Annotated in this window: 12 protein-coding genes; 1 reads left to right on the top strand and 11 read right to left on the bottom strand. The window is 55.3% G+C overall.

Annotation, left to right across the window (positions count from 1 at the left end; translation table 11 throughout):
- Positions 1-198: 198 nt before the first annotated feature.
- A complete protein-coding gene (locus KXU80_RS27475; RefSeq protein WP_219836243.1) occupies positions 199-1068 on the top strand; it encodes a helix-turn-helix domain-containing protein in 870 nt (289 codons plus the stop codon).
- A gap of 41 nt (positions 1069-1109) precedes the next feature.
- Here the strand turns inward: KXU80_RS27475 and KXU80_RS27470 are convergent, their stop codons facing one another.
- The 11 genes from KXU80_RS27470 to KXU80_RS27420 form a co-directional block, all read right to left on the bottom strand.
- Positions 1110-1988, bottom strand: coding sequence for a phytanoyl-CoA dioxygenase family protein (locus KXU80_RS27470; RefSeq protein WP_219836242.1), 879 nt, complete (start codon positions 1986-1988; stop codon positions 1110-1112).
- Between the two features lie 110 nt (positions 1989-2098).
- Positions 2099-2968, bottom strand: a complete 870-nt coding sequence (locus KXU80_RS27465) for a helix-turn-helix transcriptional regulator (protein ID WP_219836241.1) — start codon at positions 2966-2968, stop codon at positions 2099-2101.
- Positions 2969-3081: 113 nt separating this feature from the next.
- Positions 3082-3453 carry a hypothetical protein gene (locus KXU80_RS27460; RefSeq protein ID WP_219836240.1) on the bottom strand — a complete coding sequence of 124 codons (372 nt, stop codon included), beginning with the start codon at positions 3451-3453 and terminating at the stop codon, positions 3082-3084.
- A gap of 212 nt (positions 3454-3665) precedes the next feature.
- Positions 3666-5717 carry a molybdopterin-containing oxidoreductase family protein gene (locus tag KXU80_RS27455; RefSeq protein ID WP_219836239.1) on the bottom strand — a complete coding sequence of 684 codons (2052 nt, stop codon included), beginning with the start codon at positions 5715-5717 and terminating at the stop codon, positions 3666-3668.
- Positions 5718-5929: 212 nt separating this feature from the next.
- Positions 5930-7783: an LTA synthase family protein gene (locus KXU80_RS27450; protein ID WP_308858137.1), complete on the bottom strand. Its 1854-nt coding sequence runs from the start codon at positions 7781-7783 to the stop codon at positions 5930-5932.
- Between the two features lie 209 nt (positions 7784-7992).
- Complete coding sequence (locus KXU80_RS27445) at positions 7993-8613, bottom strand: TetR/AcrR family transcriptional regulator (RefSeq protein WP_219836237.1); 621 nt, start codon at positions 8611-8613, stop codon at positions 7993-7995.
- 301 nt (positions 8614-8914) lie between these two features.
- On the bottom strand, positions 8915-9805 hold the full coding sequence (locus KXU80_RS27440; protein WP_219836236.1) for a glycoside hydrolase family 43 protein: 891 nt from the start codon (positions 9803-9805) through the stop codon (positions 8915-8917).
- 98 nt (positions 9806-9903) lie between these two features.
- Complete coding sequence (locus KXU80_RS27435) at positions 9904-10986, bottom strand: glycoside hydrolase family 172 protein (protein WP_219836235.1); 1083 nt, start codon at positions 10984-10986, stop codon at positions 9904-9906.
- A 68-nt stretch (positions 10987-11054) separates the two neighbouring features.
- On the bottom strand, positions 11055-12845 hold the full coding sequence (locus KXU80_RS27430; RefSeq protein ID WP_219836234.1) for an L-fucose isomerase: 1791 nt from the start codon (positions 12843-12845) through the stop codon (positions 11055-11057).
- A 37-nt stretch (positions 12846-12882) separates the two neighbouring features.
- On the bottom strand, positions 12883-13890 hold the full coding sequence (locus tag KXU80_RS27425; RefSeq protein WP_219836233.1) for a LacI family DNA-binding transcriptional regulator: 1008 nt from the start codon (positions 13888-13890) through the stop codon (positions 12883-12885).
- Positions 13891-14048: 158 nt separating this feature from the next.
- Positions 14049-14363, bottom strand: coding sequence for a hypothetical protein (locus KXU80_RS27420; protein ID WP_219836232.1), 315 nt, complete (start codon positions 14361-14363; stop codon positions 14049-14051).
- Positions 14364-14387: the final 24 nt, after the last annotated feature.

The following is a 14387-nucleotide window of genomic DNA, read 5'->3' as shown; positions in this document are numbered from 1 at the left end:
CAGCCTCCGATTCTTATAAGTTCCAGTCCAGCTTCACTTCATGGTCCATACGGGATGATTCTCAAATCGCGTCATGCACGTAAACAGCTCAGACGCACAATAACGCATATGACGTATTTATGATAAAGTAAATCATAGAAAAAAGCTTGTCTCATATTTCGATAAACGTCCCATTTCTTCGGAGGATCCAAAGAAACGATGACTCATTTTCCAGCTTATCTGAAAACCTACCCGAACGCGGACTCGACCTTTCCCTTTCATATCGGGCTTCATTCCCTGGAGCGCGGCTATCCGGCGCATCGGCATGACTTCCTGGAGCTGTCCTATGTCATTAAGGGCAGAGGCTCGGAGCTCATCAACAATGTCCGGCACGAAATGGTACCCGGCACGTTCACGTTCGTTCAGCCTTACCAGGTGCATGAGCTATTTACGGAACCGGGAAGCACGCTCGTGTTGTACAACTGCATGTTCAGCATGGATTTGCTCATGGATGCCGGCGGCCAAGGCGACGGCTTGTCCGACTTGGTCGAACCAAGCGCGATGGCGCCTTACATGACGTTTACGGGTGCGATGGCTGAGCGGACACGGTTTCTCATCGAAGATATGATGCGCGAATATCAAGGGGATGACGCTTGGCGGCTGACCATGCTGCAGGCACGGTTGAAAGAGCTGCTCATCTGCTTCGACCGCGAACGCAGGAGGCATCAGCTGGTCCCCGAGACGCCGCTTAGGCCAGGCAAGAGCGGTGCTTCCGTCTGGCCGATCATCCATCATATTCACCGCAATTACCAGGATAATCTGACGCTCTCTCAGCTGTCCGGCTTATTCGGCATGAGCGTCTCGCGCATCAGCGAGGTCATCAAGGAGAAGACTGGGCAGACGTTTCTTCATTTCCTGCAGGACCTGCGTCTGCGTCATGCCAGCTCCCTGCTCGTCTCCACCGATTACAGCGTCATCGAGGTCGCGCTTGAAGTGGGCTTCGGCTCGTACAAGACATTCGTCAAAATCTTCCGGGAACGCAAGGGCATGGCCCCGCTCGCATACCGTAAGGCGAAGCGGCCTAGCTAAGGGAAGATAAACAGCCTGCGTCCGAATCGGGTCTTCACCCCCTAGACCCGGTGCAGCTTTCTTCCTTTCACCTCTTTGGCAGCCTGCCACATGCGGCGCCATTCGGCCCAATCGGTAAGGACGCTTTCCGGCCTGGAGGCGCTTCGCACAGGGAAGGACGGCTGGAACGAGCGTCCGGAATTGGCTCCTGTTTTGTGATAGCGCAGGTCAATTGACCATCTGATGATGTCCGACCTGTTGCTGATGCCGCGATGCGGTGTATATTTGTTCATGATGACAAGACTGCCTTTCGTGCAGGCCGCTAGAATGGGCTCCACGTCCGGAAGCTTGACGGGGTCAATCGTCGTGCCGCCTTCGGCACGATGGTTGATATAGCCTTGCTTGAACACGCGCGGCATGATTTCCATGCAGCCCGTCTCTTCCGTTGCATCCACGAGCGGCATCCAGAACGTGATAATTTCCGAGGCTTCGGAATCCTGCGTGGTGACAGCGCAATCCTGATGCCAAGGGACATTTTGAAAATAATCCGGTTCGCCGCTTGTCGATCGCGACGGCAGCTTCGCGCGCACATGCTGAATGGGATTGCAGCTGAGCTCGCTTCCGAGCAAACATTCCGCAACGTCCAGCAGCTGCTCGTTCCCGAGATGCCGGAACATCGCTTCACCCAGGTAATCCGCGATATCAAGGCCGCCGGCAAACTCCCGGCACTGATCGTACAGCCGCGCATATCTGCGTTCGAACGGCTCGTCTTCGTGCAATTCGCTCAGTTTCCCCTCCGCGTAGAGCCTTCTGGCGCGCGCATCAATTTCCCTTTCCAGCTCCTCAATTACCGGGCGAAGCGCTTCGCGGCTTAAGACATCAGGCACGATCAAATAACCTTCCGTTTGATAGGTAATGATTTGTTCGACAGTTAACCGCATGTTGGCCGACCTCCAAGGACTGATATCCATTGCGCCTTTCTTACTGCTCTTATCGTAACAGTCGAAAGCGCTTCCTTGAAGGGATAAAACAACGCCGCATGCGGACGATCTTATCCTCCTGTGCGGTATACGCTTGGCGCGCGCCCGTAATAACGTTTGAACAGCCGCGCAAAATAAGACGGGTCCTCGTAGCCCAGCATGTCCGCAACCGTAAACACCGGTAGATCCGTGTACAGCAGCAGCTTCTCGGCTTCCGTCATGCGCAGGCGCTGCAAATAAGCGAGCGGCGTGCAGCCGGTTCGGGTCTTGAACACGCGGCATAAATAATTTGGGGTCCAGTGCACGAGACGAGCGAGCTGCTCCAGCTGAACGGCATCCCCGAGATGTGCTGCCATATATTGCTGCAGCACGGCGATTTCTTTGGCACCGCCCTCGGAGCTCGGACTTGTGCTTGACGAGACCAGCTGCCACAGCAGCTCTTCGACCCGCAGCGCCAAATCGAGCGTCATGAGTGACATATGCTCAGCCGTCACATAGCGATTGCCTGGATCCAGCAGCCGGTTAAAGCCCTCGAGCAGGAATGGCCGCAGCTGCACCGGTACGTCAATAGGTTCGTCCCGAAGCGCCGCAGGAACTGCAATGCCCCGTTTCTCCTCGAACCATGCGAAGAAATCGACTTCCGCGGGTGCATGATCTTCGCTTCGCAGCATAAAGGTGCATTCCAAATTATGAAGCCGCTTAGCTTCATCGGCATAGAATTGATGCCACTCATTCGGGCTGATGATATACAGGCAGCCAGGCATCGCGCGCGTTACGCGATCATTCAGATGGAAGCTGCCTTCGCCGTCCAGGATGTACATCAGATGAAAGACGGGATGACGATGCCGGCTGTTCAGCGTACCTATTCGTTTCTTCTGGTGATTTGTCGCAATATGCTCGATCCTTAGATATCGGTTATGGATCAGAAGCCTTAAACCCATGGGCGGAGCCTCCCGAGTCCGGTGTGTTTTCTCCTTATTTTAGAGGAAGACAGGAACGACGAATAGACCGGAATTCGAAAATTCCGGCCATTCTTATAGGAGCCTCGCCATGCTTAGCGCATTTGGCCGAGACGGTTGCGATGGGGCAGGAAGGGGGTATTGCCGTCATCCGCGCTGCCGTCTTGTTGAAGGACGGCATGAAGCCGCTCCGTCAGCTCCTCGAACCATTCCGAGTCCCGCGTCGACAGGGCCAGCTCGATAAAATCAAGGATCGGCTCTTCATAATCCAACACCGACAGCGTTGGCTGTTCTTTCAGCCAGCTGCTCAGAACAGCAACCGTAGTGCCTACGGCAGCATCGTTATCGGATTGAACCACATAGACGCTCGCAACATTGTGTCCCGCATTAATCGCAGTAATAAACCCTTGAATAAGCTCTCCATCCTTGGTTCTGCCTTGTACCCAATCACTGATTGCAAAGCTCATCGTCAGCACCACCCGTCATTAGATTCGAATTGCACGAACTGTAACAATTCCAGTTACATTATATCTTAAAAGAGAGGACGATCCGCAGGTCTAGCTCGTCGTCCTGTTCTCTTGTTACTGTAATTATATGAGTTACAGTTAATAATGTCAAGCAACTTACTTAAATAAAGTAGAGTGTGTTTACAAGACCTTATGAATACGCTCATAACCGATCAGACGGCTCTTGCCACCTGTACTTTACCGGAGAAGAAGGTCGCACCGTTCCCCATGTCGGCCACCCGATCGGGCGTAAGCGCGTTAACGCCCGCCATGCCCGACTTACTATCCGCCCAGAGACCTTGGCTGACCACGACACCGGGCAGCACGTCTTCCCCGACGACCGCCGTGAGCTCGCATTCGCCCCGGCTGTTCCATACGCGCACTTGTTCGCCGTCAGTGATTCCCAGCCCTTCGGCATCGCTGACGTTCATATAAAGCTTAGCCGTTTTCTCCATCGACTTATGCTTCTCGTTATGCGCAAACGTGGAGTTCAAGAAGTTATGGTTCGCGGTCGGTATAAACAAAAACGGATAAGGTCCGTCATCGACGAGCGGCGTATACGTTGGCAGCGCCGGCAGACCATGGCGCTCCATGCTCGCCGAGTACAGCTCGATTCGGCCGCTCGCCGTGCGCAGCTTACCTGGGAACAGCGGCTTGACGCTCGCTTTGACAAATTGCTTCTCAAGCAATAATTCAGCCGTGATGCCTGCCAGCGCCGGGTTGTTGGGATTGCTGAGCCCTTGTCCGATCAAATCCAGATCGCTGTCGAGGAACATCTCGTCCACGTAGCCCATCGCTTCCGCAAGCAGACGAAACACATCCGTATTGGACTTGCTCTCCCCGTAAGCCGCAATGACCGGCTGCTGTACCTGCACATAGTGGTGCCAGTACGATGTGTAGAAGTCCGTATTCTCAAACGTAGACGTTGCGGGCAGTACGATATCGGCGTATTTCGCCGTCTCCGTCATAAATAGCTCGTGTACGACGGTGAACAAATCCTCGCGGGCCAGCCCTTCTCGAACCTTGCTCGCGTTTGGTGCAACCACAGCCGGATTGGAGTTGTAGACATATAAGGAAGAGATCGGCTTATCGAGCTCCAGCAGCGCTTCGCCGATCAGGTTCATGTTAATCTCGCGCGGCCGATTATCTCCCCTTGGCATCGTATCCGGCCGCTCCAGCGCACGCCGGTTGAGTGCCAAATGGCCGCCGTTGCCCTTGATGGCGCCGCCGCCCTTGCGCAGCCAATGTCCAGTAACGGCAGGCAGGCAGGCGATGGACCTAATCGTCATACCGCCGTTGTCATGATGTTGCGGGCCGTTTCCGATGCGGATAAACGCAGCTTCTTCCGTACCGCCGTACATGCGGGCCAGCTTGATGATATCTTCGGCATGCACGCCGGTGATGGCTGAGACAACGTCCGGCGCATACGCCTTCACATGCTCGCGCAGCGCTTCATGTCCGACGGTATGCTGCGCCATGAAAGCTTCGTCGACGAGGTTCTCGGCGAACAGCACATGCATGAGGCCAAGCGCAAGCGCGGAGTCGGTCCCCGGCTTGATTGGAATAAACCAATCCGCCCATTTGGCCGTGCGGTTGCGGTGAACGTCGATGACGACGACTTTGGCCCCATTCTTACGGGCCTTCTCCGCAATCGCCACTTGATGCATGTTCGTGCTCACTGCATTAATGCCCCACATGATCATAAGCTTGGCATGCACGGTATCCTCCGGATCCGTCCCGAAGCTGCCGCCCATCGTATATTGGTAGCCGACTGTTCCGGCCGCTTCGCAGATGGAATAAATCAGCTGGCTTGCGCCCATCCGGTTGAACAGCCTTCTCCCCATGCTCTCCGTTTGGACGCGGCCCATGTTGCCGTAGAAGCTGTAAGGCAGAATCGACTCTGCGCCTTCCTCGGCAATGAGCGACTTCCACTGCGCAGCGATGGCATTGATAGCTTCCTCCCAGCTGATGCGCTGGAATTCGCCGCTGCCCTTCGGTCCGGTCCGCTTAAGCGGATACTTCAGCCGCTTCTCATCGTAAATTCTGGCATTCATATTTCTCACCTTATTACAAATGGCGCCCTGCGTGACCGGATGCGACGGATCGCCCTCGATCCGAACAATAACCCCATTTTCTTTATGCACGAGAAGTCCGCATTGATCGGGACAATCGAGCGAGCAAACGGACGGAAATACGCCGTTTGGCTGGTTCAGATAATCATTCATGCTGCCGCTCCTTTCATAACCCGATAATCAACATCATTTCAGCCCATTATACTTGAAATCCCGGCATTCGCAACCAATTCCCGCCTATAAAAATACCGCACAGCAGTTACGCTATGCGGATTATTCATGCCTTGGTATGAATGGCGGCCATCAACGGCCCTTCTGCACGAAACGCCGCCCTGACTGCGAGCGGCGTGCTTCATTATGGCCGTTCATTCGCTGCTTTCCGACTTCGGCGGCAAATACGACACGTAGCTGTCCGATAGCCGCAGCAGCCTCAGCGCCCGATTGTACTGCTCTTCCGTCGTTCGCATCGCATGACCGCTCTGACCGGGCAGCGCAACGTCCGTCCCATCCGCGAAGCCCTTCCCTGTCAAGAACAATTGATCGTCGGTCACGACGGAGCCCGTCGGCAGAAAATGCCGCATCGGCAGCAAATTGGACGTTTGCCGAAGCAGGTCCTGGCCGAAATGAAGCTGATCGTCCATCGGCACGCCCAGCAGATTCGCCACGGTCGGGGCAATGTCGATTTGTCCGCCCACCTGATGCTGAATGGACGGATACGTCACGCCGGGAGCGCTAAGAAGAAGCGGAATCCGGAACATGTCGGGATATCCGTACGCATAGCCGAGCAGCTCTTCAAGCAGCTGCTTCTCCTCGCCCCCGAGCGAATAATTCGGCAGCCCTTGATGGTCGCCGTACATGACGATGACGCTGTCGTCCCAGAGTCCGCGTTCCTTCAAGTCCGCAACGAATAAGCCCAGCGCATAGTCCGCGTAATTCTGTGCGCGGATGTAGCTGCCGACCAGCGTATTCTCGTAACGCTCCGGCAGCGTCATCCGATATTTGGACGACGGAATGTTATACGGATGATGCGCGCTCATCGAGATGACCTGGGCATAGAACGGTTTATCGCTTCGATCCATGCGCTCCAGTTCATCGACGGTCTTGGCATACAGCACCTCGTCGGAAGAACCGAAGGCAACGTGATCGTCGTCGCCGAAAAATGACTCGTCATAATAACGGTCCCAGCCGATTGAGGCATACAACTCGCTGCGATTCCAGAAATGCACCTCGTTTGTATGAAAGGTTGCCGTATCGTAACCGTTCGCGTGAAGCAGCTTCGGCAGGCTCGGAATGGCTTTCTCCACGTAATGATCCGTCGCGGCCTCGTGCTTGGGCACGTACAGCGACGTATTCACCACGAACTCTGCATCGGAAGTCGTGCCTTGCCCCACCATCGTATAGAAGCGGTCAAAATGGAAGTTCTCCTGTGCCAGCTTGTTCAAATTCGGCGTAATCTCCTGCCCGTCTAGCTTCAGTCCGATCAGCAAATCCTGAAACGATTCCATTTGGAGAATGATGACGTTCTTGCCCTTGGCGGCACCGAAGCCGCTCGCTGCCGCCTTCTGCGGGGCAATGCCTTTCAGCTCGTCGATCGCTTGCTGCGAAATTTCGGCCTCCGGTACAGGTTCTTGCTCCTCCGTGGAATCGGAGAGGAGCGTGTATAACTCATAATTAAGAATGCCCATACCCTCTGCCTGCTTGTTCTCGTTCATGCTGGCCCGGTTCGGCCAGACATTGAAGACGCACAGCATCAGCGACGCGGCAAGCAGCGCATACAGCGCTATTTTTCTTGCAGGTTTCAATCGTTTGGGCATCATGTACGGCTTGAAGGTTCTCTTCGGCCAATAGAAGATGAGCGCCAACACCACGACATCGACGAAGAACAGCAAATAGTACGGGTCCATGAGGGAATACGTGCTCTCGCCGACCTGCGTCACCTTATCGGCTTGGGCGATGGCGTGATAGGTCACGATGATGCCGTAATATTTGTAATACATGAGGACGGTGAAATAGAGCAGTGTAATGACAAGATTGGCGCTTAAATAATAGATGGACTTCCGCTTGCGCGTAAACAGCTCAATGCAGCAGAAGACAAGCCAAATAAACGGAAGCTCTGTGACGATCGTCATCGGGGTCGGACCTTCGTCGAAGACGACGAACCAAACTAAGACGCCTTTGACCAACAGAAACAGCGTAAACAGGAGAAATCTTCGATTCAAGAGCTTAGATCCTACCATCTTCGTTATCACCTTCAACATTATAAAATTTGAAGCACAGCCAAGCTTATGTAGACCTGTACTTCGTTTGCTTATTCCGGTTGATTGAACGATTGCTCAGTAAAGAGGCAACAAGAAATCCTTGCCCAGTCGACAAGCCTGCTCAAGGATAAGGTGTGTGTCTATTCGTCAACCTACCGGGGATCGACGCATCATGCCCGCCATAGGCTCAGCGTGAAATCGATCATCTCTTCCATATACGCAGCAACATCCGGTTCGGTTACCAATTTAATCCCGCTGATTGTGCTCAGCGTATACTGCATCCACATCGACGAGAACTGCTGGGCAGCCAGCGAGAAATTCATCGGCCTGATTTCGCCCTTCGCATGCCGCCTGCGCAAGAAATCCGCGATCCGTTCCGTCTGTTCCTTCAGCATTACGGAGAGCTGCTTCGCTTCTTCCAAATCCAGCAGGTCGTTCTCCCGGAACAGGATGCGCATGAGGTCCAAATCATTGACGAACAGCTCGTTGAATTTCGTCGTCATGACTTGAAGCGCATCGCGAAGCGGCAGCTCCTCGTTCGCTTCGTTCGTCAGCCGTACGATCTCAAGCTCGCGGCGTTTGAAGCTTTCGCGCAGCAGCACGGACATGATCTCCTGCTTGCCGCCAGGAAAGTAGTGATACAGAATACCATCGCCCATACCGATCTGTCTCGTAATTGCACGCACGGGAGTGCCGTGGTAGCCCGTCTCCGCGAAAAGAGCTTTAGCTGTCTCCAGCAGCTTCTCTCGTGTTGCCAATGCTTGCTCTTTTCGAGTGTTGATCCTTGCCATCCAAAGGTCCCTCCAACGTTTCATTGAACGATCGCACAGCGAAAAGTATAGCCGCCATTGGTACCTCCTGTCAATCGTAAGCAGCGGTCACCGCAGGCTTGCGCCGGCATCCACTGGCGCGGATGATCTAGCCCGAATCGTGCGAGCGGACGCCTTGCCTTATGCGCGGGAAGCGGCATTGACGCCCTGCAAATGGACGGTTTCCAGCAAAAGAAGAGGCCCCTGCGGCAATCGCAAGGGCCTCTTCTTTATGACTTTATTGGCGTACATCCGCCATGACGCTCGATTCCGGCGTCTTTGCTTACCAGCTGTCCGTCATCGTGACCGGCCCAATAACACCGTCACCGATCTGCATCTTGTCGATGCACAAAGCGCGGTTCCCCCGCTCCGTGTCCCCGATGATACGGCGGTGATACACGATCAACCATTCGTCGTTCTCCGGCAGATGCAGGTAGCCGTGATGGCCTGGCCCTTCTGCAATCGGCTCCTGCCGCTGCAGAATCGTCCCTTTGGACGCGAATGGACCGATCGGACTTTCGCTCACGCCGTAAGCCACGCGGTACGACCCGTCTCCCCAGCCGCCTTCGGACCACATCAAGTAATAGAGACCGTCCTTCTTGATCATGCAAGGCCCTTCCACATAGCCTTCCGGCGTGATGCTGATATGCGTCTCGCCGTTCTCGAACGGCACGAAGCCGGTCATGTCCTCGTTCAGCTTCGCAACGTTGCAGTGGCTCCAGCCGCCGTAATACATATAGATCGCGCCGTCATCGTCTTTGAAAAGATGCGCGTCGATCGGCTGAGCGCCATGAATGAACCGGTCGATGAGCGGCTTGCCGAGGTAGCCGCGGAAAGGTCCTTCCGGCGTATCGGAGACAGCGATTTCAAGACCGCCGACCTCGTCGTTGCTCTGAATATCGTTGGAAGCGAACACCAGATAATAGCGGCCCTTGCTCTCGATGATGGTCGGTGCCCACACGGCACGCCAAATCCAAGGAAAATCCTCCATGGCGATAATGCCTTCATGCTTCGTCCACGTGATCAGATCGGGAGAGCTGAACGCCTCCAGATTCATCTGCTTCGTATATTCCGTAATGGATCGGGTCACATAGATCCAATATTGGCCCTCATACGTTCTTGCTTCCGGGTCTGCATACCAGCCCGGCACGATCGGATTGACGATCCCTCTCACATTGACTCCTCCTGAATGGGTATAATGAATTCCATATGATTATACGAAATTCACTATGAAGGTGTCTATCGTAATCTCGATCTTCCAGCGCAGCTTTCCTAGATGACCTCCCGTTCGTCATTGCCAGGTAACGCCGGGAACGGCGCATGCGGCTCCGATTGGTACCAGAACGTCGTCGACGCGATATCGCTCTGCTGGGGCAAGTAGCGTCCTCCGGAGCGCCAGCCAAGATCTTGAATGGTCACCTTGATCTCCTTCTCGAAACGGATCGGATCGAGCACATGCCACCGATACATGCCGAAGCGTGCTTGGCTGCGGTACAGGCCGTCCGGCTTGATCACCTGATGCATGCCGAGATAAGCGGTGGAATACGTCCCGTACTGCCCCTGCGGCTGCTCCCAGTTCCATGCCCCGCCAAAATAATCCTCGGTGCCCGTGCCGCAAATCGTCGGGAATTCCCCATCGCCGTCCATGAAGAACTTGATTTCGCCTTCGCCCCACCAGCCTGTGTTGTTAACCTGCCATGCGCAGTACGTTCCCACGTAATGACCCTTGCCCGACACGCCGTCCAGAAGCGTATGGACATCCTTGTAAGGAACGGGATTGCTTCTTCGCCATTGCGCGTGAAAATAAGCCATGTCCTCAGGCACTTCCGTCAGCGTGTAATCGATTTGGTAGTACAAGACGGCCTTCTCCGTCGATGTATTCTCCATCGTGATGCGCGCCGACTGGCGGAAGGGCATCTGCCAGTAGCAGTTCATGCCGCCTGCCGGATTAACAGCCACAGGCTGCGAATTCACATTGCTGCGCTCCTGCCAGCCGTTGCAGAAGAAATCGCCAACCGGCACCTCGACCGAAGGATTCGCTTCTCCGTCCCAATAGAAGCGGAGAATCATATTGCGCCAAGATGTCGGTATGCAGGTCAGCCAAATATGCTGAATGGCACCAGGTCCTTGGATTTCGCCCATGGTGAACGTTGCACCGGGTGCAATCTCGACGGACGGCGAAACCTTCCAGCCAACGCCGAGGTCGCGTGCGCAGTTCGCGCCCGTCCCGGTGTCAGCCATGCCGCCTTTGCCCTTCTCACCGGTGAAATTTTCCGGGCTGATGGATCTTGTTCTTGCATCCGATAGTCTCGCCAAGCTGCCCAAATGCATATCCAGTCCATTGAAGCTGTTCATCGTCGATCTCTCCTCATCGTTAGGTAAGTAGGTTGCAGTCCAATAGCAACGTTCTGTCGTTTTGCGGGCTAGCGATACAGCGGTCCGAGCGCTGCGCAGGCGCGGAAATCGGCACCGACGGGATCCATGCCGCCAAACACACTCCAGAGGCTTGGACGAAATACGCGGTCATCCGCAACGTTGTGCATGCTGACCGGAATGCGGAGCATCGACGCAAGCGTAATGAGATCGCCGCCGACATGGCCATAGCTGATGGAAGCGTGGTTGGACCCCCAATTGTTCATCACCGTGTACACGTCCTTGAACAGCCCTTCGCCCGTCACATTCGGCACGAACCAGGTCGTCGGCCATGTCGGATTGCTGCGCTGATCCAATTTGTCATGCACATCGTCCGGCAGCTCTACCGTATAGCCCTCGGCAAGCTGCAGCACCGGTCCAAGCCCCGCGATGAGGTTGATGCGCGCCATCGTCACCGGCATGCTGCTCTTCGTCGTGAAGTCCGTGGAGAAGCCGCCGCCGCGGAAGAAGTCGACCGCTGGACTCCAGCGTACGGCAGCGAGGCAATCCTCCACTTCCTGCTCCGTAATGTTCCAGAACGGTTTCATCGCCGGCTTGCCGTCCAGCGTCTGCCGGCCCGTGCCGTCCAGCGCCGCCGGTCCGGAGTTGATGAGATGAATAATGCCGCCTGCCGCCGGGCCTTCCAGCTGATGGCCTGTTACCCGCTTCACCGCGTCTGGGCTCCAATACGTGCGAACGTCCGCGAAAATTTGCGCAGCGTCCGTCAGCAAGTGACCGAACAGCATGGTGATGCCGTTAAGCGTATCGTTCTCCGTCGCCAGCATGAATGGCTCACGGATGCCGTTCCAATCGAAGGAGGATGTGAGCATCGCCTCCATGAAATCGCCATTCGGATAATAATCCGTCCATGCGCGCTGCCCTTGGAAGCCGGCGGCAATCGCGTTATGCCCGAGCGCCTCTTCGCCGTATCCAATCGCGTTCAGCTTCGGATTGCCGATCATAAGGTCGCGCGCAATAAGCGTCATTTTGACGACGGTTTCCCAATCGGCTTCCTGCTGCTCCGCTGTCCGCTGCAGGTGGACCGGATTGACTTCCGCGCCTTCCCTGCAATTTGCCTTCACCCAAGAGAGAGCGCTTTCAAATTCTGCTTTATCATAAATGCCCAGCTCCATCCGGCGCACGAATTCCGTCATGTCGACGTACTCGTTGCGAATGCCGAGGTACCGCTGGAAGAAGGACTCATCGACGATACAGCCGGCGATGCCCATGGATACCGAGCCCATGGATAAATACGATTTGCCCTGCATCGTGGCAACCGCAAGTCCAGCTTTGGCGAACTGCAGCAGCTTCTCCTGGACATCCGGCGTCAGGGTTGTATCGCCGATATCTTGGACGTCGCGGCCATAGATGGAGAATGCCGGCAGCCCCTTCTGATTATGCGCGGCAAGCACGGCGGCGAGATAGACGGCGCCCGGACGCTCCGTGCCGTTGAAGCCCCATACGGCCTTCGGCCTTGCCGGGTTCGTGTCCATCGTCTCGGTCGGATAACACCAAGACGGCGTCACGGAAATCGTAACGCCGACCCCCGCGCGCGCGAACTTCTCTTCCGCCCGCGCGGCCTCTGCCGCTCCGCCGATGCACGTATCCGCAATCACGCATTCCACAGGCAGTCCGTTGCTATGCCTTAGATTGCCGGACAAGAACGCCGCTGCGCTCCTCGCCATTTCCATCGTTACGTCCTCAAGCGATTCCCGGATGCCCCCGCGGCGTCCGTCGATAATGGGCCGAATGCCGATCTTCGGCATGCTGCCTTGAAGCCGATTGCCGATCTGAATATCCATTGCTGCATTCCTCCTAAACGAGTGTTAACAAACGAATTCAAAGCATCTGCTTTACTTCATTGCTGAATATCGCCGTAACAGGATCCTCCGTGCCGCTATCCTTCTGGATCAAACGAAGCAGTAGTTCACCGGCTCTGACACCCATATCATAGGGGTGCTGGTCGACATAGTAGAAGCCCGGCTGCTTCAACAGTAGAACGGATTCCACCTCCCCGAAGGAAGCGACCGCCATGTCGTTCGGGATATGAAGCCCGCTGCGCACCAGCTCCAGCAGCACGCCAAGGCTCATCTGGTTGTTCAGCGAGACGATCGCCGTCGGCTTGCTTACCTCCTGCAGGAACTGCCGGACGGCCCGTTCGCCGCCAGCGATTGAGAAATCGCCGCTGTAGAGCAGCAATTGATCCTCCAAGCCGTGCTCTTTCATTGCTTGAAGCACGCCCTCAAGACGTTCGCGCCCCGTGCTTACGCGGGTCGGACCGTTCACTGCGCCGATGCGCGTATGCCCGTCGTCCAGCAGCGCTTTCGTCAATAAATAAGCGCTATGGCTGTTGTCCTCGGCTACAAGGTCAAGCTTGGGCAAACCTTCCGACAATTCCAGCTTCCGGTCAATCAGCACGATGGGCTGTCCGTTATCGATCAAATTGGCGATAAGTCCGCCATTTCCTCCCGACGTGGCGAGCACGATCGCGTCTACTCGTTTCTCGTGAAGCAGCCGCAGCAACCTGTCTTCCTTGGCCGAATCCTCGTCAGAGCTGCAGAACAGCATCTGAAAGCCTTCCTTCGAAGCGACATCTTCTATTCCCCGGGAAATGCCCATAAAGTAAGGATTGGATATATCGGGGACGACCACGCCGATCATAAACGTCTTATCCTGCTTCAAGCTTCTGGCGATCGCGCTGGGCTGGTAATTCAGCTTGGTTACGGCATCGTAGACGCGCGCTTTCACATCCGGACTGACATAGCCGGAGCTGTTCAGCACACGGGATACCGTGGCTGTCGACACCTCGGCCTCGGCCGCGACCTGCTTAATTGTTGCCTTGGACAAAATAATTCCACCTCTGTCGTAAATCGTGTAATCGTTTACGTAATCGATTACATGTGAAGCATACTATTAGATTTTCGAGGTGTCAACGAGATAGTTTCGACAAAAAAAGCAGACCCCGCCCGGAAAATCCCCGATAGGACCTGCTTCGCCCGGCAGCGCTAAGATAAAAACACAATGAACAACAGCACAAGCAGAGGAACGAGCCAAAGCAGCGGGACCGCATTCCAAATCAAGGCCGCCTTCAATCGTCCACGGGCAAACTTAATCCAGGCTGCAACCGCCGAAATGAGCACTGCTGCCGGATACACAAGAATATAAGCCAAAATCAACCACAGCATGACGCTGTTCATTGCTTTGGGGTCGTCGAATCCCATGGCGGACATGCCCAAGACGAACAGCCAGCCAATCAGGGACACGACGTAAATCAGCTGCGATCCGATTAATAGTATCATTGCCGTCGAACGCTTCATCACTCGTATACGCCGTCCTTTGTCGTT

The organism is Paenibacillus sp. R14(2021) (assembly GCF_019431355.1).
Taxonomy (GTDB): domain Bacteria; phylum Bacillota; class Bacilli; order Paenibacillales; family Paenibacillaceae; genus Paenibacillus_Z.
The sequence above is the reverse complement of the archived record's forward strand: the minus strand, read 5'-3'. Positions and strand labels throughout refer to the sequence as shown.